Annotated in this window: 18 protein-coding genes; 1 reads left to right on the forward strand and 17 read right to left on the reverse strand. The window is 57.6% G+C overall.

Features of this window, described 5'->3' with window-relative positions; genetic code table 11:
- From folC to leuC, 11 genes are all read right to left on the reverse strand, one after another.
- Entirely contained in the window at positions 1-1299 is a 1299-nt protein-coding gene (gene folC / locus ACZ5Q2_RS14190; protein WP_061331144.1) for a bifunctional tetrahydrofolate synthase/dihydrofolate synthase, read from the reverse strand.
- Positions 1280-2209, reverse strand: coding sequence for an acetyl-CoA carboxylase, carboxyltransferase subunit beta (gene accD, locus ACZ5Q2_RS14195; protein ID WP_432209950.1), 930 nt, complete (start codon positions 2207-2209; stop codon positions 1280-1282). Before accD ends, folC begins: the two co-directional genes overlap by 20 nt.
- Before the next feature lie 38 nt (positions 2210-2247).
- Positions 2248-3060, reverse strand: a complete 813-nt coding sequence (trpA, locus tag ACZ5Q2_RS14200) for a tryptophan synthase subunit alpha (RefSeq protein ID WP_072677375.1) — start codon at positions 3058-3060, stop codon at positions 2248-2250.
- A 17-nt stretch (positions 3061-3077) separates the two neighbouring features.
- Positions 3078-4286, reverse strand: coding sequence for a tryptophan synthase subunit beta (gene trpB, locus ACZ5Q2_RS14205; RefSeq protein WP_432210709.1), 1209 nt, complete (start codon positions 4284-4286; stop codon positions 3078-3080).
- Complete coding sequence (locus tag ACZ5Q2_RS14210) at positions 4279-4908, reverse strand: phosphoribosylanthranilate isomerase (RefSeq protein ID WP_061331143.1); 630 nt, start codon at positions 4906-4908, stop codon at positions 4279-4281. The genes trpB and ACZ5Q2_RS14210 overlap by 8 nt, the downstream gene beginning before the upstream one ends.
- Positions 4905-5813: a tRNA pseudouridine(38-40) synthase TruA gene (gene truA / locus ACZ5Q2_RS14215; RefSeq protein ID WP_061331142.1), complete on the reverse strand. Its 909-nt coding sequence runs from the start codon at positions 5811-5813 to the stop codon at positions 4905-4907. Before truA ends, ACZ5Q2_RS14210 begins: the two co-directional genes overlap by 4 nt.
- 88 nt (positions 5814-5901) lie before the next feature.
- Complete coding sequence (locus ACZ5Q2_RS14220) at positions 5902-8967, reverse strand: FimV/HubP family polar landmark protein (protein WP_230713924.1); 3066 nt, start codon at positions 8965-8967, stop codon at positions 5902-5904.
- A 313-nt stretch (positions 8968-9280) separates the two neighbouring features.
- The gene (asd, locus tag ACZ5Q2_RS14225) at positions 9281-10396 is read right to left on the reverse strand and encodes an aspartate-semialdehyde dehydrogenase (RefSeq protein ID WP_061331140.1); all 1116 of its coding nucleotides are present in this window, start codon (positions 10394-10396) and stop codon (positions 9281-9283) included.
- A gap of 126 nt (positions 10397-10522) precedes the next feature.
- On the reverse strand, positions 10523-11596 hold the full coding sequence (leuB, locus tag ACZ5Q2_RS14230; protein ID WP_061331139.1) for a 3-isopropylmalate dehydrogenase: 1074 nt from the start codon (positions 11594-11596) through the stop codon (positions 10523-10525).
- Between the two features lie 17 nt (positions 11597-11613).
- Entirely contained in the window at positions 11614-12261 is a 648-nt protein-coding gene (gene leuD / locus ACZ5Q2_RS14235; RefSeq protein WP_061331138.1) for a 3-isopropylmalate dehydratase small subunit, read from the reverse strand.
- Positions 12262-12278: 17 nt separating this feature from the next.
- Positions 12279-13697, reverse strand: coding sequence for a 3-isopropylmalate dehydratase large subunit (gene leuC / locus ACZ5Q2_RS14240; RefSeq protein ID WP_061331137.1), 1419 nt, complete (start codon positions 13695-13697; stop codon positions 12279-12281).
- 487 nt (positions 13698-14184) lie between these two features.
- Here leuC and ACZ5Q2_RS14245 point away from each other — a divergent pair, with 487 nt between their 5' ends.
- Positions 14185-15060, forward strand: coding sequence for a LysR family transcriptional regulator (locus tag ACZ5Q2_RS14245; RefSeq protein ID WP_061331135.1), 876 nt, complete (start codon positions 14185-14187; stop codon positions 15058-15060).
- Here the strand turns inward: ACZ5Q2_RS14245 and ACZ5Q2_RS14250 are convergent, their stop codons facing one another.
- The 6 genes from ACZ5Q2_RS14250 to ACZ5Q2_RS14275 form a co-directional block, all read right to left on the reverse strand.
- Entirely contained in the window at positions 15061-16161 is a 1101-nt protein-coding gene (locus ACZ5Q2_RS14250; RefSeq protein ID WP_432209949.1) for an MFS transporter, read from the reverse strand.
- A gap of 75 nt (positions 16162-16236) precedes the next feature.
- The gene (aroC, locus tag ACZ5Q2_RS14255) at positions 16237-17331 is read right to left on the reverse strand and encodes a chorismate synthase (protein WP_061331133.1); all 1095 of its coding nucleotides are present in this window, start codon (positions 17329-17331) and stop codon (positions 16237-16239) included.
- 35 nt (positions 17332-17366) lie between these two features.
- Positions 17367-18272 (reverse strand): 50S ribosomal protein L3 N(5)-glutamine methyltransferase, encoded by a 906-nt coding sequence (gene prmB / locus ACZ5Q2_RS14260; protein WP_432209948.1) that lies wholly within the window; start codon positions 18270-18272, stop codon positions 17367-17369.
- A 78-nt stretch (positions 18273-18350) separates the two neighbouring features.
- Positions 18351-19577, reverse strand: coding sequence for a patatin-like phospholipase family protein (locus ACZ5Q2_RS14265; protein WP_061331131.1), 1227 nt, complete (start codon positions 19575-19577; stop codon positions 18351-18353).
- Between the two features lie 4 nt (positions 19578-19581).
- Positions 19582-20493, reverse strand: coding sequence for a DUF4892 domain-containing protein (locus ACZ5Q2_RS14270; protein ID WP_082780498.1), 912 nt, complete (start codon positions 20491-20493; stop codon positions 19582-19584).
- Positions 20486-21406 (reverse strand): alpha/beta fold hydrolase, encoded by a 921-nt coding sequence (locus ACZ5Q2_RS14275; RefSeq protein ID WP_061331130.1) that lies wholly within the window; start codon positions 21404-21406, stop codon positions 20486-20488. The genes ACZ5Q2_RS14270 and ACZ5Q2_RS14275 overlap by 8 nt, the downstream gene beginning before the upstream one ends.
- Position 21407 lies beyond the last annotated feature (1 nt).

Genomic DNA, 21407 nt, shown 5'->3' on the forward strand with positions numbered 1-21407 from the left:
TTAAGAGACTTCGCCGGCAAGTCGGGCCCGGGCCTCCGCAACAGTGTAGAACGAACCGAATACCACAATGGTGTCGTTCTCGCCGGCCTCCGCCAGTGCCGAAGAGATGGCATCAGCCACAGACTCAGACGCCGTGCAACCGGCAATTCCGCAAGCCCGCGCCCGCTCCACCAGAGTCTGCACCTTCAGCCCGCGCGGCACATCGAGACCGGCGAACCACCAGTGTTCGACAACTGGCGCCATGGCCCGCATTACCCCCTCCACGTCTTTATCCGCCAGAGCGGCATAAACACCGAACACCTTGCCCTGCCCTGACCGCTGCAACTCAAGCCGCTGAGCCAACCAGCGTGCGGCATGGGGATTGTGACCAACATCCACGATCACATCCGGCCTTGTTCTCAACCGCTCAAAACGCCCCGGCACCGTTACAGACCTGGCTGTATCCGCTAACAGGCTGACAGTCATGGTTGGCGCCAACACCCGCGCCAACACCACCGCTGCCGCAACACTTTCGACAGGTAGCGGGCCGGCCGGCAGGGTTATACTGAGCCCCTCAATCGTCAGCTCAACGGAATCGCCAACCGGCCTGAGCCGGTAATCACGCCCGGTCACCTTAAGATTGACCTTCTGCGCGGCGGCCTGCTGAAGAACAGAGGCGGGAGGCTCCGGATCTGCACAGACCGCAGTAATCCCGGGCCGCAGAATACCGGCCTTTTCGAAGCCGATCACTTCCCGGTTATCGCCCAGAAAGCCGATATGGTCGATATCAATAGAGGTGATCACCGCGAAGTCAGCGTCCAGCACATTAACGGCATCCAGACGTCCACCAAGGCCGACCTCCAGAATCCAGTCTTCGACACCCGCGTCGGCGAGCGCCACGAAGGCTGCCAGGGTTCCGAATTCAAAGTAGGTCAGGGAAACCTTACCCCGTGCCGCCTCCACTTGTTCGAAGGCGGATATCAACGCCGCATCGCTGATATCCTGACCGTTAATCCGCACCCGCTCGTTATAACGCTGAAGGTGGGGCGAAGTATAAGCTCCGGTGGTTCGCCCCGCGGCCCGCAAAAGCGACTCCAGGGCCGCCACGGTCGTGCCTTTGCCGTTGGTGCCCGCTACAGTGATGATTCGCGCTGCTGGCTTTCGCGGAAACAGGCGGCGCAAAACCACCAGAACCCGATCCAGGCCAAGGTCAATTTCGGTGGGATGAATGGCTTCCAGATACTGAAGCCACTTTTCAACAGACGCACCGGCCCCGGGAGGGACCGTTACGGGCCTTGCGTCAGTGCTGGGAGTGTTCATCTGTGTCAGGTTTTTCCGTGATCTCGAACTCGATGGGATCTTCTGTCCCTGGCTTTTCCTGGCCGGTGAACTTGGCAAGAACGTGGGCTACCCGCTCGCGCATCTGGTGCCGGTGCAGAATCATATCGATAGCACCGTGTTCCAGCAGGAATTCACTGCGCTGGAAACCTTCCGGCAGTTTCTCGCGGACGGTCTGCTCGATCACCCGGGGGCCCGCAAAACCGATCAGCGCATAAGGCTCGGCTATATTGAGGTCGCCCAGCATCGCGAGGCTGGCAGACACACCGCCGAACACCGGATCGGTCATGATCGAAATGTAGGGAATGCCTTCCTGCTTGAGCTTCTCCAGCACTGCAGCGGTCTTTGCCATCTGCATCAACGACAGAATGGCCTCCTGCATACGGGCGCCACCGCTGGCAGAAAAGCAGACCAGGGGAATACGGTGCTCAAGGGAAACATTGGCCGCCTGTACGAATTTCTCACCAACCACCTGGCCCATGGAACCGCCCAGGAAGTTGAACTCGAAAGCACAAGCCACCAGGGGAACGCCCATCGTTGAACCCTTCATAGCGACCAGGGCGTCTTTTTCGCCGGTTGCTTTCTGGGCTGCGGAAAGCCGGTCCTTGTAGCGCTTGCTGTCCTTGAACTTGAGCCGATCAGTAGGCTCCAGTTCTGCGGCTATTTCTTCGCGGCCGTCCTTGTCGAGGAAGATATCCAGCCGGCGCCGGGCAGACACACGCAGGTGGTGGTTACACTTCGGGCAGACGTCCAGGTTTTTCTCGAGTTCAGGCTTGTATAAAAACGCCCCGCACTTGGGGCACTTCTTCCACAGCCCTTCCGGCACCCCGGTACGTTGCCGCGATTCCGAGCGAATCTTGCTCGGCATGATCTTATCCAGCCAGTTACTCATGCTTTCATCCTGTCCTTTGATGCCTGGAAGCCGGCCCCTCAGGATGCCAGACTATCCAGGGCTTCACGCATCGGGTGCAACAGATCCGTCAGCGCCTTGGCCAGGGCTTCGGGATCTGTCTGGTGTCGGGCTATTGTATCGACCAGCACGCTTCCGACAATTACACCATCGGATACTTTGCCAACGGCAGCCGCTGTCTCAGCATCCCGGATTCCGAATCCGACACCGACCGGCAGCGCCGTCAGTTCGTGCACATGGGCCACTTTTTTCGCCACTTCATCAACATTGATGGTTGCCGACCCAGTCACGCCCTTGATTGAAACATAGTACACATAACCGGATGAGTGCTCGCTGATTGCCTTGATGCGCTCATCCGTGGTGGTGGGCGCCAGCAGGAAGATTGGGTCCATGTTACGGGCGGAAAACAATGGAGCGACGTCTTCGGCCTCTTCCGGCGGCAGGTCAACGGTGAGGATACCGTCCACACCCGCATCGGCCGCAGCATCCGCAAACGCCTCGTAACCCATGGCTTCCATCGGGTTCAGATACCCCATCAGTACCACCGGTGTGGTGGTGTTGGTCTTCCGGAATTCCTTGACCATTCCGATGACCTGGCGCAGGGACGTGCCGTGCACCAGGGCTCGCTCACAGGCAAGCTGGATAACAGGCCCGTCCGCCATGGGATCGGAAAACGGCACGCCCAACTCAATGATGTCTGAGCCAGCATCCACCAGGGTGTGCATCAGGCTGACCGTCTGCCCCGGCTCTGGGTCACCGGCGGTGATGTACGGGATCAGCGCCTTTCGACCCTGTTCTTTCAATGATTTCAGTACGCCTTCAATTCGGCTCATGCCTGCTCCTGATACCTTCAGATCTCAATGCCATCCAACTGGGCAATGGTGTGAATATCCTTGTCGCCACGGCCGGAGACATTGATCACGATCATCTTGTCCTTGCCCATGGTTGCTGCCAGCTTAAGCCCGTAGGCAACCGCATGGGCGGTTTCCAGCGCCGGCATAATACCTTCAACACGGGTCAGCTTACGGAATCCATCCAGCGCTTCGTCATCGGTGACCGAGACATAATTGGCGCGACCGATGTCTTTCAACCAGGAGTGCTCTGGGCCTACTCCCGGATAATCCAGGCCAGCGCTGACCGAATGGGTTGCTGCGATCTGGCCGTTTTCGTCTTCCATCAGGTACGTTCGGTTTCCGTGAAGAACCCCCGGGCGCCCGGCACACAAAGGTGCGGCATGCTGACCGGTTTCGATACCCAGGCCGCCTGCTTCAACACCATAAAGCTCAACGTTTTCATCAGACAGGAACGGATAGAACATGCCGATGGCATTAGAGCCGCCACCAACACAGGCTACCAGCGCATCCGGCAGTTTACCCGCCTGCTCAAGGGCCTGGCGACGGGTTTCCCGACCAATCACCGACTGGAAATCGCGAACCAGCAGTGGATAAGGATGCGGGCCGGCCACGGTACCGATGATATAGAAGGTTTCATCAACATTGGCCACCCAGTCACGCATGGCGTCGTTCATGGCATCTTTCAGGGTTTTGGTGCCGCTCTGGACCGCATGCACGGTGGCCCCGAGGAGCTTCATCCGGTAGACGTTGAGGGACTGGCGTTTGACGTCTTCCGCCCCCATGAACACATGGCACTCAAGCCCAAGCCGCGCGCAGACCGTCGCGGTTGCCACACCATGCTGTCCGGCCCCGGTTTCAGCAATAATTCGTTTCTTGCCCAGGAAACTGGCCAGAAGCGCCTGGCCAATGGTGTTGTTCACCTTATGAGCACCGGTATGGTTGAGGTCTTCACGCTTCAGCCAGATCTGGGCACCACCGGTTTCCCTGGTCAGTCGCTCGGCAAAATACAATGGACTGGGACGCCCCACATAGTCCGCCAGGTCTTTATCGAAAGTGGCCTGGAATTCGGCATCATCTTTCAGCCGGAGATACTCTTTCTCCAGCGTCATCAACGAGTCCATCAGGGTTTCAGAAACAAACCGGCCACCGAAGGCACCGAAGTGACCTTTCGCATCCGGAAGCGCCTTCAACATCTCTTCAGTCAGTTTTACAGACACGGTGAACCTCTTTCATAAAATCGGATAGTTTGGTGGCGTCTTTCTTGCCCTTGCTCTGCTCCACCCCTCCGCTTACGTCGACAGCCCAGGGCCTGACTTCTTCAATGGCGCGGGCTACGTTAGCAGAAGACAACCCACCGGCCAATATCAGGGGTAACGGCCGGTGTTCAGGAATCAATGCCCAGTTGAAGGACTGCCCAGTTCCCCCATAGCGATTCGGATCCCAGGCATCAACCAGAAGGCCGGAGGCCTTGCGATAGTCATCAAAGGCGTTCTCTATCTGACCCTCTTCGCGAACCCTGACCGCTTTGATCCAGCGGCGTCCGAAGCTGTCACAGACGTCCGGGGATTCATCGCCGTGGAACTGCAACAGATCCAGCGGAACCTGATCCAGCACACTCTCGACAAACCGGACATCCGGATTCACAAACAAACCGGTCAGCGTGACGAAGGCAGGTATTCGATTCGCCAGCGCCCTGGCATGCTCAACCGTGACCGAGCGTGGGCTCGGCTCATAGAACACCAGACCGATCGCATCTGCGCCGCACCTTACCGCGACGTCAATATCTTCGGGCCGGGTCAAGCCGCAAACTTTTACACGGGTGGTCATGTTTCTGACACCGGTTGTTTGGGGTGAATGTGCGTTGGCTCAATAGGACCGTTCTCACCGTCGGTGAACCAGGGACTTACGAAACCGGGGCCGCACAGAGCCCGCGGTATTGCGTACTGATCCGGGTAGCCAACATCCACAAGATAGAGTCCGTCCGGTGGTGCGGTCACACCCGCCAACTTGCGATCTTTGCTGGCCAACACCTCACCAATCCATGGTTCAGGCTGCTTGCCCGCCCCTACGGCCATCAAGGCGCCGGCAATGTTGCGCACCATATGGTGTAGAAAAGCGTTGGCCTGAACATCTATTACGACATAGTCGCCCTTTCGGGTTACCGAAATCCGCTCAAGATAACGAACCGGCGTTCTGGACTGACAACCGGCTGCCCGGAACGAACTGAAGTCGTGTTCACCGACAAGCACCTGAGCCGCCCTGTGCATACTGGCAACGTCAAGCGGCCGAAAGGTCCAGCTCACCTGCCCCCGCTGAATCCCGGGCCTGACAGGACGATTCAGAATAACATACCGGTAGCGACGATAAACCGCCGAGAAACGTGCATGAAAATCTGCCACCCCGTTACCCGCCCAGTGCACGGAAATATCATCCGGCAAGGCGGTATTCATGCCCATGACCCAGGAGCGGAGATTCCTCACCGAGGGAGTATCGAAATGGGCCACCTGAAAGCTGGCATGAACGCGGGCATCCGTACGCCCTGCGCACACCAGGTCAACCGGGTGATCAGCAACCCTGGACACGGCCCTGGCCAGCTCGCTCTCCACTGACCGGACACCACTTTTCTGGAGTTGCCAGCCATGAAACCCGCGACCGTCGTATTCAAACGCAATGGCTACCCGACCGTTACCGATCGCATTATCTGTGGTCAAAGGCTGAGAATTGAGAAACAAGGATTGGTCCGTCGAAAAGGGTTCACTGAAAAACAAAGCGCCGGCCTTATGGCCGGCGCTGTTGCCGATATCACGAGATTATAACGGATCAGGAAAGATTTTTAAGGAGCTCCTGAGCTTCCGCCTTTTGCTCGTCGTTTCCTTCCAGAGCGACCTCTTCAAGGATATCACGGGCTCCGTCGCTGTCCCCCATCTCGATGTAGGCCCGGGCCAGATCAAGTTTGGTGGCTGCTTCGTCAGTCCCGGCAAGGAAATCGAAATCATCGTCCTCGCCCAATGACTCCTCATCGATATCAAGCGCGGAACTTTGCTCCGGCTTTCCGTCCAGCGATTCGGACGCCAGCGGAACCAGATCGTCATCCATGGCATCAGCCTCCTGCTCAGTAGCCCCGGGCTCACCCTCCTGAGCCTGTTCACTTGGCGGTTCTGAGTCAGCCGGTTCTTCGCTGCTGAAGGCGTCTTCCAGACCAAGCTCTTCATCCAGGGATGCGGCTTCCTGTTCCGGACCTGCGGGCTGCTCATCAGACTCAGAGAACTCTTCCATCAGGGCGAGATCTTCGTCAGACACGTCAAGCTCCAAGTCGTCCAGCGTAGACTCGTCCAGGTCTAACCCTTCCGGCTCGCCTTCTTCCTCAGCAACCTTGTCCAGCTCGGCGTCAAGCTCGTCCAGGAAGGACTCATCCAGGGCATCCACGTCGCCCGACAATTCATCCTCATCGGCTTCCGCACCGCCAACCTGTTCTGCTTTATCAGACTCATCTTCCAGTCCGAAATCCAGGGACTCCTCTTCCGCTGCCTCAACCGCCGGCTCTTCGGTGGCTTCGTCTTCAAGTGCGGACTCGAAATCGAAACTCAGATCCTCTTCGTCGGCTTTGGCCTCGCCCGAGTCTTCAAGATCCATTTCGAGAGAAGAGAAATCCTGCTCTTCGGAGGTGTCGACGGCGGATTCGTCTTTTTCAGATACCTCAAGACCGGAAAGGTCGTATTCAATCAGATCGTCGGGAGAATCACCCTCCTTCTCGACGTCCGATTCCAGCTCTCCGAACTCGTTCTCCTGCTCAGGCTCGGGACGGGCCTCAAACTCGTCTGCTTTCAGGTCATCGGACAGCTGCCAATCATCATCAGACGGTAACTCGTCTTCCTGACCAAGCTCTTCCTCTGTCGCCACCGAAGTACTGAAGGAATCAGACCGCAGTTGCGACTCAAGGTCGTCGATGCTTGGCATAGACTCGGCTTCTTCAAGGCGCTCGCGGAGAACCGTTGCCTGCTCAATAGCAGCTTCGTCTTCCAGGGCCTCAATTTCACCGTACTGTTTCTCGAACGAATCACGATCCTGACTGTCCGCGTATACCCCAAGCAGCTTCAACCGGAGATCAGTGCGGCTCGGCTCCCGGGAAATGGCGGTTTCAAGTACCTGTGCTGCCTGATCATGACGACCATAGGCAATGTAGGTGTCGGCTTCGGCCAGGGCATCAGCGCCTTCTTGCTGATCGCCAGCTTCGTCTTCCAGGCTCAGATCAAACGAATCGCTTTCGCTACCGTCCTCGCTGTTGAGTTGATCGTAGAATGCCTTTTCACGATTGGCGTTCCGGCGTGCAACCAGCAGAAGCAACAGCAACAGCAAAACCAGACCGCCACCCAGGGCAATCTGGTACATCGGATTGTTTGAAATGGCGTCAATCACATTGCCGGGGAAACCCTTCTCCGCGGCGGGAGGGGCAACAGGAGTTGGCTGACGAGGCTGTTCGCTCGGCTGCTCTGCTGCCGGAGCGGCGGCCACGTCTGTCTCTTCCGCTTCCTGCTCTGCCGCTTCATCGACGGGTTGCGCTGATTCGGTAGTCGCGACTTCCTCACCGGCGCCATCAACGCCACTGTCGTCTGTCAGCTCATCCATTGCGGCCTGCTCGCCACCCTCAGCTGCGGGCATCTCTTCGAGCGCTTCCGAATCGTCCTCGGCGACCTCGTCAGCGCCGTCAACTGCCGACAGTTCTTCGGCCTCGTCGTCCGGGAGCTGATCTGCTGCTGCCTCTTCAGCCGTCATACCCTGCAAATCTGCAAGTTGGCTGTTCTTGAGCTCCAACAGACGCTGCAGGGTGGACACCTGATCCTGAAGATCCGCCAGGCGGCTGTTCAATTCTTCGTTTTCGCGGCGCGTGGCTTCCAGTTCTTCCATTGCTACCGCTGAGCCTACGTCGCTGCCGCCCGGCAAATCGCCGTCACCGCCAGCAGAGCCACCCTCGGTTACGTCTCGGGATTCACCATCAGCTACCAACAGGCGCAACTCATCGCCGGCAGTACCAGCCTGGGTAGGCGCCGGGGCAGATTCAGCCTCTGCGGTACGGGTGGCATCAACCGTGCGGGACTGGAACGCCTCATTCTGCTGCGCGACCACCCGGTTGGCTTCCGCCTGACTACGGCTTCGAATCTGTTCCAAAGTCGGAACTCGCAGGACTTCACCGCGCTTCAAACGGTTGATATTGTCACCGATGAAGGCATTCGGGTTCTGGTCCTGAAGGGCCAGCATAACCTGCTGCATGGACACAGAGCTGTCCGGGCGGACACGCTGGGCGATGGTCCAGAGTGTGTCTGATGGACCGGTCGGGCCGAACGTGTCAGCCTGATAACCCCGGGCAAGTGAACTCTCGGCCTGGGCCTGGCGACGCACAGACTCCTGGCTACGGGGCGCTGCCTGCCTTGGACTTGCTGGCGCTGCCGAAGGAGCACTCACCTGCTCCTGAACACCGGAATCTTCGGCATACACTGGTGGATCTACCAGCACCGAATATTCCCGCATCAGTCGGCCATTAGGCCAGGTCAGCTCCAACAGAAAATTCAGGTAAGGTTCCCGGAGTGGCTCCCGGGAAGAGACGTTAACAACGAGACTGCCGTCAGAAGCGGTAACCACCTCAAACCTCAGCCTGCTCAGAAACTGGTGGCGATCAATGCCAATCCGCTGATAAGCGGCTTCCGGTGCAACATTTACAAATACATCACCGGGATCCACGCCACGACTTTCACGGAGTGATATTTCCGCATCCAGGGGCTCATTCAGCCAGGACTGCAGTTCAATTTCCCCCAGCCCCAACGCCTGAGCGACACCGGAACCGAGCCCTCCCGCCAGCGCCATGGCAACCGCAAGCTTGCGTACCTTCATGCTTTTTCCTTTCCAGTCTCCGTTATTCTTTACTGCTGTATCTCAACAGAATCGGACGAGGTTGGATGACTTCCGTCTTTTTAGTTCTCGTTGTTATATCGCAATTATACCGTTCAGTTTGGCAAGTATTGTTGATAAAGCCTCTTTTATCAATCAATCAGCCGCAATCCTTGCACCGTTTTTTTACCAATCGGGCGGAACTCCTTAACAGCCCTGAAAATAACAGGGGCGGACGCTGAAATCAGCCTCCGCCCCACTCCGGCATACGAAAAACCGGACACAGTTGGCATTAATTACCACTGTGTAACACTATTTAACGTTCCTGCAGAATCCGCAACATGCGGCGCAGAGGCTCAGCGGCCCCCCACAGCAACTGGTCACCCACGGTAAACGCAGAAATGTATTCCGGCCCCATGGACAACTTGCGAATCCGCCCAATGGGGATACTCAGGGTGCCGGTCACTTTCGCCGGTGTGAGCTCCTGCATGGTGGCATCACGATCATTCGGGATGACTTTCACCCAGTCGTTGGCCTTGGCAAGGATACCCTCGATTTCCGCAACCGACAGGTCTTTCTTGAGCTTGATCGTCAACGCCTGGCTGTGAGAGCGCATGGCGCCAATACGAACACAGATGCCGTCGATAGGAATCGGATTGTCGCTGCGGCCAAGAATCTTGTTGGTCTCAACGCCCGCCTTCCACTCTTCCTTGCTCATGCCGTTATCGAGCTGCTTGTCGATAAACGGAATCAGGCTGCCCGCCAGGGGCACACCGAAGTGCTCGGTGGGAAAATCACCGGAACGCATGGTGTCAGTCACCTTGCGGTCGATTTCCAGGATGGCGGAGGAAGGATCGGCCAGCTCAGACTTGACGCTCTCATTCAACGCGCCCATCTGGCTCAACAGTTCCCGCATGTTCTGGGCACCGGAACCGGAAGCCGCCTGATAGGTCATCGGAGAGACCCACTCAATCAAATCCTGCTCCAGCAGACCACCCAGGGCCAGCATCATCAGGCTCACGGTGCAGTTACCGCCAATGTAATCTTTTACGCCCTTATCCAGGGCGGCATCGATTACGTTGCGGTTGACCGGGTCCAGCACGATGACGGAGTGATCCACCATCCGCAGGGACGATGCCGCGTCAATCCAGTAGCCATCCCAGCCTGCATCACGCAGTTTCTGATAAACGGCTGAGGTGTAATCCCCGCCCTGACAGGTCAGGATAACGTCCATGCCTTTCAGGATGTCGATATCAAAGGCATCCTGGAGTGGCGGAACGCCTTCTTTGCCTACGTCCGGGGCCGGCTTGCCCGCCTGGGAAGTGGTAAAAAACACCGGATCGATGTCGGCAAAATCGTTTTCTTCACGCATGCGCTGCATGAGGACTGAGCCCACCATGCCACGCCAACCTACAAGTCCAACTCGCTTCATGTGCGACCTTTGAACCTCACATTATGCCCGCCCGCTACCGTTATCGCTGGCAGGGACAGGATGGATGATCCCGCAGTGGCAGCATCGCGCCACTGTCGGGTCTCGGTTTAGCGAATCAGGGCTGACTCAAAGCGCATTGAGAACAGCTTCACCCATTTCCCGGGTTGAAACCTTCTTACCACCGTCTGACATGATGTCTGCGGTGCGCAGCCCCTGATCCAGTACCTTGCTGACCGCCGCTTCAATCGCTTCTGCGGCTTTTTCCTCATTCAGGCTATAACGCAGCATCATGGCTGCACTGATGATGGTGGCCAACGGGTTGGCAATGCCCTGCCCGGCAATATCCGGCGCCGAACCGTGGCAAGGCTCGTACATGCCCTGCTTTTCAGAGTTCAGCGACGCCGACGGCAACATGCCGATGGAGCCGGTGAGCATAGCCGCTTCGTCAGAAAGAATATCACCAAACATGTTACCAGTCACAATCACATCGAATTGCTTGGGTGCGCGCACCAGCTGCATGGCGGCGTTATCCACGTACATGTGGGACAACTCGACATCCGGGTATTCCCGCTTCAGATCTTCCATGACTTCGCGCCACAGCACGGTTACTTCCAGTACGTTGGCCTTGTCTACTGAGCACAGCTTTTTGCCACGCTGTTGGGCTGCCTCAAAGGCGACGCGGCCGATGCGGCGAATCTCGGACTCAGTGTATTGATAGGTGTTGTAGCCCTGGCGTTCACCATTCTCCAGCTCGCGTACACCGCGGGGCTGTCCAAAATAGATACCGCCGGTCAGCTCGCGCACGATCAGGATATCCAGGCCAGAAACCACTTCCGGCTTCAGGGAAGAAGCGGAGGCCAATTGCTGATACAGGATGGCAGGGCGCAGGTTGGCGAACAGCTGAAGGTTGGACCGCAAACCCAGCAAGCCCTTCTCCGGGCGCTTGGCCATCGGCAGGCTATCCCACTGAGGACCGCCGACGGCACCCAGCAGAATGGCGTCGGCATTGCGCGCCTTCTCCAGGGTTTCGTCCGGCAGCGGTGAGTCCGTGGCATCGATCGCCGCACCACCCACAAGAGCCTTGTCGAAGGTCAGGCCAAGATTGAACTGATCATTGACCTTGTTCAGAACCTTTTCCGCTTCAGCAACAATCTCCGGACCAATGCCGTCACCCGGCAGAAGCAACACATTACGGGACATATCAAAATCCTTGTTTATCAGTTTCCAGCGTTAAACAACCAGGGGGCAGTCTGGCGGCGAGCATCTTCGTAGGCGCGAATGGCATCGGCATCTTCAAGGGTCACACCGATATCATCAAGGCCATTGAGCAGACAGTGACGACGGAAATTATCGACATCAAAACTGTAAGACTCACCAGAGGGGGTCGTTACTGTCTGAGCTTCCAGGTCCACCGTTAACTCATAACCGTCATTAGCCTCTGTTTCACGGAACAACTTATCAACAATTTCTTCATCAAGAACAATGGGTAACAAGCCGTTCTTAAAGCAGTTATTATAGAAAATATCAGCAAAGCTCGGGGCAATAATCACCCGAAAACCAAAGTCATCCAACGCCCAGGGCGCGTGCTCACGGCTGGAGCCACACCCAAAGTTCCGGCGGGCCAGCAGCACACTGGCGTTCTTGTAGCGGTCCTGGTTGAGCACAAATTCCGGGTTCAGCGGGCGGCCAGAGCAATCCTGGTCCGGCTTTCCTTCGTCCAGGTAACGCAGCTCATCAAACAGGTTCGGGCCAAAGCCCGTGCGCTTGATCGACTTCAGAAACTGCTTGGGAATGATCATGTCCGTATCCACATTGGACCGGTCCATGGGGGCAACAATACCCTGGTGTTGCGTAAATGCGCGCATGGTCTCTCTCCTGTGGATCAGTTCAACAACTCACGAACATCAACAAAATGGCCAGACACGGCTGCCGCCGCCGCCATCGCCGGGCTCACCAGATGGGTACGCCCACCAAAGCCCTGACGGCCCTCGAAGTTCCGATTGGACGTGGACGCACAATGCTCGCCCTGCCCCAGCTTGTCGGCGTTCATGGCCAGACACATGGAACAACCGGGATCACGCCATTCCAGGCCCGCCTCGATGAAGATCTTGTCCAGACCTTCCTGTTCTGCCTGGGCTTTCACCAGACCAGAACCCGGCACAACCATCGCCTGTTTCAGGCTGGCGGCCACCTTGCGGCCTTTCACCACGGCCGCAGCTTCGCGTAAGTCTTCAATGCGGCTGTTGGTGCAGGAACCGATAAACACCCGGTCCAGCTGGATGTCGGTAATCTTCTGGTTCGGCTGCAGCCCCATGTATTTAAGCGCGCGAACAATGCCTTCACGCTTGATCGGGTCTTCTTCCTTCGCCGGGTCCGGCACATTGCCATCAACACCGGTCACCATCTCCGGAGACGTACCCCAGCTTACTTGCGGCTTGATGGCGGCACCGTCCAGCTCAACCACCTTGTCGAATACCGCATCGTCATCGCTGTGCAAGGTGCGCCAGTACTCAACCGCCTTGTCCCACGTTTCGCCTTTTGGCGAGAACGGACGGCCTTTCACGTAGTCAATGGTGATGTCGTCCACCGCCACCATGCCCACGCGGGCACCGCCTTCGATGGCCATGTTGCAGATGGTCATCCGGCCTTCCATGCTCAGGCCACGAATCGCCTCACCACCGAACTCGATGGCGTAACCGGTACCGCCAGCGGTGCCGATCTTGCCGATGATGGCCAGAACCACATCCTTACCGGTCACACCCGCGCCAAGCTTGCCGTTCACCTTCACCAGCATGTTCTTCATTTTCTTCTGAACCAGGCACTGGGTCGCCAACACGTGCTCAACTTCGGACGTACCGATACCATGAGCCAGGCAACCAAAGGCGCCGTGGGTAGAGGTGTGGGAGTCACCACAGACAATGCTCATACCCGGCAAGGTTGCCCCCTGCTCCGGCCCGATCACGTGCACGATGCCCTGGCGCTGGTCTTTGATCTTGAATTCCAGAATCCCGAACTCGTCGCAGTTCTTGTCCAGAGTCTCCACCTGGGTACGGGAAACCGGGTCAACAATGCCGTCGATGCCTTTGTCACGATCGGTAGTCGGCACGTTATGATCCGGCGTGGCGATGTTGGCATCAATCCGCCACGGCTTGCGGTTGGCCAGGCGCAGACCTTCAAACGCCTGCGGCGATGTCACTTCGTGCAGCAACTGCCGGTCGATGTAGATCAACGCAGAGCCATCGTCCCGCTGTTTGACCAAATGGTCGTCCCACAACTTGTCGTATAAAGTCTTGCCCGCCATGGTTGCTCTCTCACTCTCTGGGGGTTTCTGTTTATGCTCTCAGTTCGCCTATCTTACTCTTTCGCCCCGAATAACCTCAATTCATGTTTTTCATTCTTTGCATTCCTTTAGGTTATGGGCTTAATATTCCGGTTGTTTAGTGCAAGACGCAACTGGGTAGGTCAGGCTTTTCAAAACCCGCCTACAAGCACGTCCATGTGGGCTCGTTTCGGGCCGTCCATGGCCCTCAACGGTTTTGAAAAGCCTTCCCGCCCAGTCGCGCCCCGGACAATAATCGGGGCTTCTTTAGAACCAATGAATCGATCGGCTGTAACCCAAAGCTGGAGTTCCGGCTTGCGGGGCACCTTTCCAAAAATCTCGTAGGCCATGGATGGCCGGAGCGAAGCGCACAGGGATGTGCTCGTAGCGTTTTTTGAAAAGGTGCCCCGCAAGCCGGGACCTGCCACAGAACCAAAGGCCTATCCCAACCAGAGGCGGGACAACAAAAATGGACGCAAACTCCCTGAAAGCCTTCCTGACCATAGTCGACCAGGGCTCCTTCTCAGAAGCCGCCGAAACACTCCACCTGACACAACCGGCCATCAGCAAACGCCTCGCCGCCCTCGAAACCCAGCTTGGCACCAAACTCATCGACCGAAGCAACCGGGAAATCCGCGTCACCGAAGCCGGCGCCAGACTCCTGCCCCACGCCCGCAAGATCCTCGACGAAATACACAACGCCCGCCTCGCCCTCAGCCCAAACGCCGACACCATCGAAGGCGAGCTCCAGCTCATTGCCAGCCACCACATCGGCCTGCACCACCTGCCAAACTGGCTCAGGCGCTACCGCCGCGGATACCCACAAGTAACGCTGGACCTTCAGTTCATGGAATCCGACGCCGCCTACCACCAGATGAAGAAGCGTAACGCCGAGATTGCGTTCGTCACCCTCAGCGACAGCATGAACCCGGAATTCCGCATTCTGGTGCAATGGCCAGACCCGATGGCCTTTGTCATTGGCGCGGAGCATCCGCTGGCACAACTGAAACACCCACGGCTGGCAGACCTTGCCCAACACCCGGCCCTGCTGCCGGACACCAGTACTGCGACCTACCGGGTGGTCAGCCGATTGTTTCTGGAAGCGAACCAGCCACTGAAACCCTTGATGCCCACAAACTACCTGGAAACCATCAAAATGATGACCAGTGTCGGCCTGGGCTGGAGTGTGCTGCCGGTGAGCATGCTGGACAACAGTCTTCGGGTACTTGACGTTGGACACCCGGTTTCCCGGGTACTTGGCGCGGTGGCCCTGAGTGGCCGGCAATTGAGCAACGGTGCCCGGGCACTGCTTGAGATTGTCGAGGCTGAAGAGATCGGCTGCTAATCAATGACCAGAGTGGTCGTCCGGCACGGGCATTGGCTGTAAACCGCGCCAGGTCACGACAATAGCGATGGCCATGGCGAACGCACCGCCCCAGAATGCCGCGGAGGTACTGATTCCTTCCACCAGGAAACCGGACATCCAGGCGCCGAGGGCACCGCCGGCACCAAAGGTCAGGCCGCTGTACAAGGCCTGCCCCTGGCCATGGTGGTGCTTGCCAAAGAACCCCTGAATGTATTGCACAGAAATCGCATGCAACGCACCGTAGGACGCTGCGTGAAGCAGCTGGGCGAAGATAAGTATGGGCACGACCATGGTCAGTTCGGCAATGAGTATCCAGCGAATCATGGTCAGGAACAGAGCCCCGATAACAATCTGGCGCACACTGAACCGATGCGACAACCGGTGCATCACCAGAAACAGTCCTATTTCCGCCAGCACACCCAGTGACCAGAGCAAGCCAATCGACAGCTTGCCGTATCCATGTTGTTCCAGATGAATGCTGAAGAAGGTGTAGTAGGCACCGTGGGATACCTGCAGCAGGAAGTTCATCAGGAAGAAGGCAATAACAGCAGGATGAGTGACGATGGCTTTCAGGCTGCCTTTCGGAGCCGGCGGTTTACGCTCGCCCCGCTCCGCAGGCACCAGAAACGCCGATACGGCGATGCCTGCAAAGACGGGCAACAGCAGCCAGGGCAGATAACTGATCGGAACCCACTCCAGAATGGCACCCACGACAGCCACGGCACCGATAAAACCCACCGAGCCCCAGAGCCGAACCTTGCCGTACTTGTCTTTCCTCGTGCCAAGTGCCCGCAGGGTAATCACTTCGTAAAGTGGCAGGATCGCGTTCCAGAAGAAGGTAAAAGCCAGCATCACCAGAAGCAGGCCATAGAACCCGGGTTCCATGAACACACCGGCGAAGAACAGCGACCCGGTAATGGCGCCAAACCGGACCAATCGCACCCGCTGGCCGGAACGATCCCCCAGCCAGCCCCAGACGCTTGGCGCGACAATCTTGGTGAGCTGAATGGTCGCCATCAGAGTGGCGATTTGCAGATAGGAAAAGCCCTGGCCCTCCAGGTAGAGGGACCAATAAGGCAAAAGCCCTCCAAGGAGGGCGAAGAACCAGAAGTAGAGGTTAGACAGCCGCCAGTAGATGGTGACGCCTCCGTTTGATCAAAGCTGACCGATGACGGGTGTGCTCACTTCCACATCGCCATTCTGCCCCCGGTGGCGCAGGTAATGGTCCATCAACACGATGGCCATCATGGCCTCGGCGATAGGCGTGGCGCGAATGCCCACACAGGGATCGTGGCGACCGGTAGTAATCACCTCAACCGGATTACCATGCACATCAATACTCCGGCCCGGCAAACGCAAGCTGGATGTGGGCTTTAACGCGATGCTGGCAATAATTGGCTGGCCGGAGGAAATCCCGCCGAGCACGCCGCCGGCGTGATTGGACAAAAACCCTTCCGGCGTCATTTCATCCCGGTGTTCAGTGCCTTTCTGATCAATGCAGCCAAACCCGGCGCCGATTTCCACTCCCTTTACCGCGTTGATGCTCATCAGTGCGTGGGCCAAGTCTGCGTCCAACCGATCAAAAATCGGCTCACCCAGTCCCGGCGGCACACCATCAGCGACGACGTTAATGCGGGCACCGATGGAATCCCCTTCTTTGCGCAGGGCATCCATATAGGCTTCCATTTCTGGCACCTTGTCGGCGTCCGGACAGAAGAAGGGGTTCTGGTGCACCTGATCCCAATCGTGCTTTTCCGCCTTGATTGGCCCAAGCTGAGACAGGTAGCCACGAATGCGAATGCCCAGACGCTGCTCAAGAAACTTTCGGGCGACCGCGCCGGCGGCAACACGCATGGCCGTTTCGCGGGCCGATGACCGGCCACCACCCCGATAATCCCGTACACCATACTTATGTGTGTAGGTGTAGTCGGCGTGCGCCGGACGAAACTGTTCGGAAATCTTGGAGTAATCCTTGGAGCGCTGGTCGGTGTTCTCGATGATCAGGCCAATCGGCGTCCCGGTGGTTTTACCCTCGAACACACCAGAGAGAATGCGCACTTCATCCGCCTCACGCCGCTGCGTGGTGTGGCGGGAAGTCCCAGGCTTGCGGCGGTCCAGATCCTTCTGCATATCGGCTTCTGATAGTTCAAGGCCCGGAGGGCAGCCATCGATAATGCACCCCAGAGCAGCCCCATGGCTCTCACCGAATGTGGTTACGGTGAACAGTTTACCAAATGTATTTCCCGACATAATTCAGCACTTTATAAAGGTTTTATAAAATATTTTTAACTGTTTCTGACCTGCCATTCGCGCAGGTCAGCAGCCGTTACCAGAAACACGCCATCGCCGCCGCTATCAAATTCCAGCCAGGTAAGCGGCAGGTCCGGATAGGCATCATCCATGGCACCCCAGGAGTTACCTACCTCCATGATTAACAAACCATTCTCGGTAAGATGCTCCGCAGCCCCGGCGATAATACGGTGGGCAATATCAAGACCATCGTCGCCTGCAGCCAGACCCAACTCCGGTTCGTGACGGTACTCTTCAGGCATGTCTGCCATGTCTTCAGCATCCACGTAGGGCGGATTACTGAGGATCACGTCGTAACGGCCTTCGATGTTCTCAAACACGTCCGAACGGATGGTCTGAACCCGACCTTCCAGGCCATGCAACTCGATATTTGAGTCCGCCACTTCGAGGGCGGCCTCGGAAATATCAGACAGATCAACCTCGGCTTCATCAAAGACGGTGGCCGCGCCGATACCGATACAACCGCTGCCCGTGCACAAATCCAGTATCCGTTGAACGGGCTGGCTCCCCAACCAGGGCTGCAGGCCATTCTCCAGCAGCTCGCCAATCGGCGACCGGGGAACCAGCACCCTCTCATCAATGTTGAACGGCATACCCATAAACCAGCCTTCGCCCAGAAGGTAGGCGATTGGTACGCGCTCATTAATGCGGCGCTCGATGCGCTCAACAATCAGTTCGCGCTCTGTGCGCACCAGGCGCGCATCCAGGAACACATTGTTGTTTTCCAATGGCAGGTGGACACTGCGTAAAACCAGCTGCACGGCTTCATCCCACACGTTGTCGGTACCATGCCCGAAATACAACGGCGATGCCGCAAACCGTGACGCGGCGTAGCGCAGAAAGTCCCGGATGGTGTGTAGATCGTCAACTGGACTGGTCACAAAAACGTCTTCCTGGTCAGGCTAATGTAGCGCGGCATTATACGCCTATTAAGCACAGGCCTGCAGCCCACACACAGATTAAAGGGCCAACGGGCCGGAACTGCTGCGGCTTTGCTCAAACCGGTCCAGGGCGGCGGCCATACGCTCCCGGCCCAACTGAATCAGCTCCGGGGCCTTGTGATAATCGTAACTTCGGCTGGCGTTCTTGGGGATATTAACCAGGAGATCAGGCGGATACCCGGCAATCTTGTATTGAACCAGAGCACTCTGCATGGTTTCGATGGTGAGGTTCATCACATCAAATTTGCCAATGCCCAGCTTGTCCCAGTCAATGGTCTCGTGGTCATCTCGCTTCTGGTGATGAGCGGCCTTCTCCGGCTCCTCATGCCGGGCTTTCAAATCCTTCTCTTTATGCTTTTTCGCCATCTCCCGGGTGATTTTTTCTTCGGGAGATTCCCCGGTATCGAGTTTCCTGGAAGTCAGGGATTTAATGGCATCCCAGTCAAACCACCGTGAGGCTTTGTCACGGATGGCATCGACCCATTCATCCATATCACTGCCGGAGTCTTCATCGGCAAATGCCGCATCGGGAATTCGCCTTGGCTGTTCATCCTCGCCACTCAGGTTGACGGCCATGATCAAATCGGCGTGGGCAGAGATCGTCGGAATAATCGGCAGGGGATTCAGCAATGCACCGTCTACCAGCACCCTGCCATCCAGCACCAGAGGCGTCACAACACTCGGGATGGCAATGGATGCCCGGATGGCGCGATCCAGCGGCCCTTCCTGAAACCAGATTTCCTTGTGGGCAAGGAGATCGGTGGCAACCGCAGTAAACGCAATGGGCAAGTCTTCGATCCGGGTATCGCCCAGAATGTCACGGACCACCGAGAAGACCTTCTCTCCCCGAATAGCGCCGACCGAGGTGAAGGTAACGTCAAGCAGTTTAAGGACATCGAACTGGCCCAGCCCGGTCACCCAGTCCTTGTATTCCTTCATCTTGCCAGCCGCGTACATACCGCCGATCAGGGCGCCCATGGAACAGCCCGAGATCGCGATAATGTTGTAACCCCGCTCCTGCAGTACCTCAATGGCGCCAATATGGGCGTAACCCCGGGCACCGCCACTACCGAGGGTCAAGGCGACCGTTTTGCCGTTTCCGGTTTGCGAGGGCTTGCGTACAGTATTGGCCGGAGCTTCGGCCGGCGATACGTCAGAACTTGCCAATACTTTGTTGACGCCATCCTCTGCAGGCACTTGCTCACTGCCGACCTGTTGGTTGTCTGGCTTGTTGTCCCCGGACATTCCCTTACCTCTTGATTACCAGGATTTCGATGCGGTCACCCGTGCGGTTAGGGTCCGCTACCTGAACCCCCGGCCCGATAGCCAGGGTGCGGACCTGCTCCCGGGAAACTCCGGATTTCGCCAGCACGTCGGCCAGGGCGCCCGCAGCCCTTTCCGCCCTTGCGATCGAATCATTCAGGGTTTCATCATTTTCCAGCGAAGAAAACGCGGCAAGCACCACCTCGGCGCCCTCCTCTGCCGCCCACTCTCCCAGCCGCCGGCGATCCGTAGTCGACAGGTCAAACCGATGGGTAACACCGCCCTGCCAGGGCACAATAATGGGGCCCAGCAGTCGTGCAGCAGACGCCTGAAAGCCGGGAATGTCCGCCCCGGCTGCTACCCGGAGGTGTTCAACCCACACATATTCACGCTGATTGCCACGGGTAACGGTGTACACCAGGGTCAACCATCGGTTGCCATCAACATCTGCCACGGCACCGACGAAGTAGTCCTGGTCCTGATCCCGGCCGAGGAGTCTGGGTTGCTCAAAAATCTGGTTTGCCCAGACGTTGCTTCGGCCGCAGGCCACTCCGGAACATTCAAAAAGGATCTGGCCGCCTCGCGCCTGAAGCTCTCGCCGGTAGTGTTCCTGTGCGGCCCTACGGCTAGCATCCCGGTTGATTTCGAATAACTGACCCTTGCCGTTCACCGGCAGCCTGGCCATGACATCCGAGCGGATCTCTCCGCGTATTTCGCGAACCGGGCTCATAAGCACGAGGTGTCCGGACGACCGAATGTCCAGCGCCGACTGAAGGCTCGACTGGGCGAACTTATCCAATGGCTCGCCAAGCTCCGATGCTGACGCCACTGAACCGCAAGCCAGCAAAGCAGCCGCCAACAGGCTTCGGAGTTTCATTACAACAGCACGATTATTCATTGAATAGAAACCTTTTTATAGCATGTGCAACCGGCTTGGTGTCACCATCCAGGTGACAATGGTGCCCCCCGGGAACGTCCACTGTCGTCAGATCGGGTATCAGCTCTGCACGTTTGTCCAATCCGCCACGGCTGGCCAACAACCCTTCAGACGCTCTTACGAACAGGGTTGGCGTCCGGATGGCGGCCAGTGAGGCATGAACCTGCTCTTCGGTCATCATTAAAGGCGTGGGGTGTCTTAGCCGTGCATCAGTGCGCCAGACAAAGCCATCTCCTTCAGCCCGCATGTTTCTGGGCACCAGCAATGCTGCGGCCTCCGCGCTCAACGGGCTGAGCCCGCCCTCACGGATCCTCGCCGCCGTCGCCACATCGGGATAGACCGCCGGAGGTGCCGATCCGTTCCGTCTTTTCTGCAAGGCCCGGCGCAACTGGGGGATGGTTTCCTTGGCGGGGCGGCTCAGGGCACCCAGACTGTCAATCATCACCAGCCGCCTCACCCTCTCAGGGAAAGCTGCCGCATACAGGGCACAAACGATACCACCCAGCGAATGGCCCACCAGATCAAGGGGGTACCGTTCGCTTTCCGGAAAATGATGGTCAATCAATTCACTGAGGTCTGCCACATAGTCCATCAGCCAGTAACCATAGCCCGGTGGTCGATGCCCCGAATGGCCATGACCGGCCATGTCGATTGCGTGAACACTGGCATCGGTGGCCAGCGCTGGTGCCAACCGGGCGAATGTCATGGCGTTATCAAGCCAGCCGTGCACCATAAGTATGGGGGAGCGAACTTCGTGCGAGGGGTCAGTATGCCAGGTCAGGCCGGCAAGGGTCAGGTTATCGAGCGGCCAGTGTGCCTCCCGGCAGCCGGCCGGAATGTCGTGCCCACTGCCGGGTAACACAGTGTCAGTCATG

The organism is Marinobacter alkaliphilus (genome assembly GCF_055394375.1).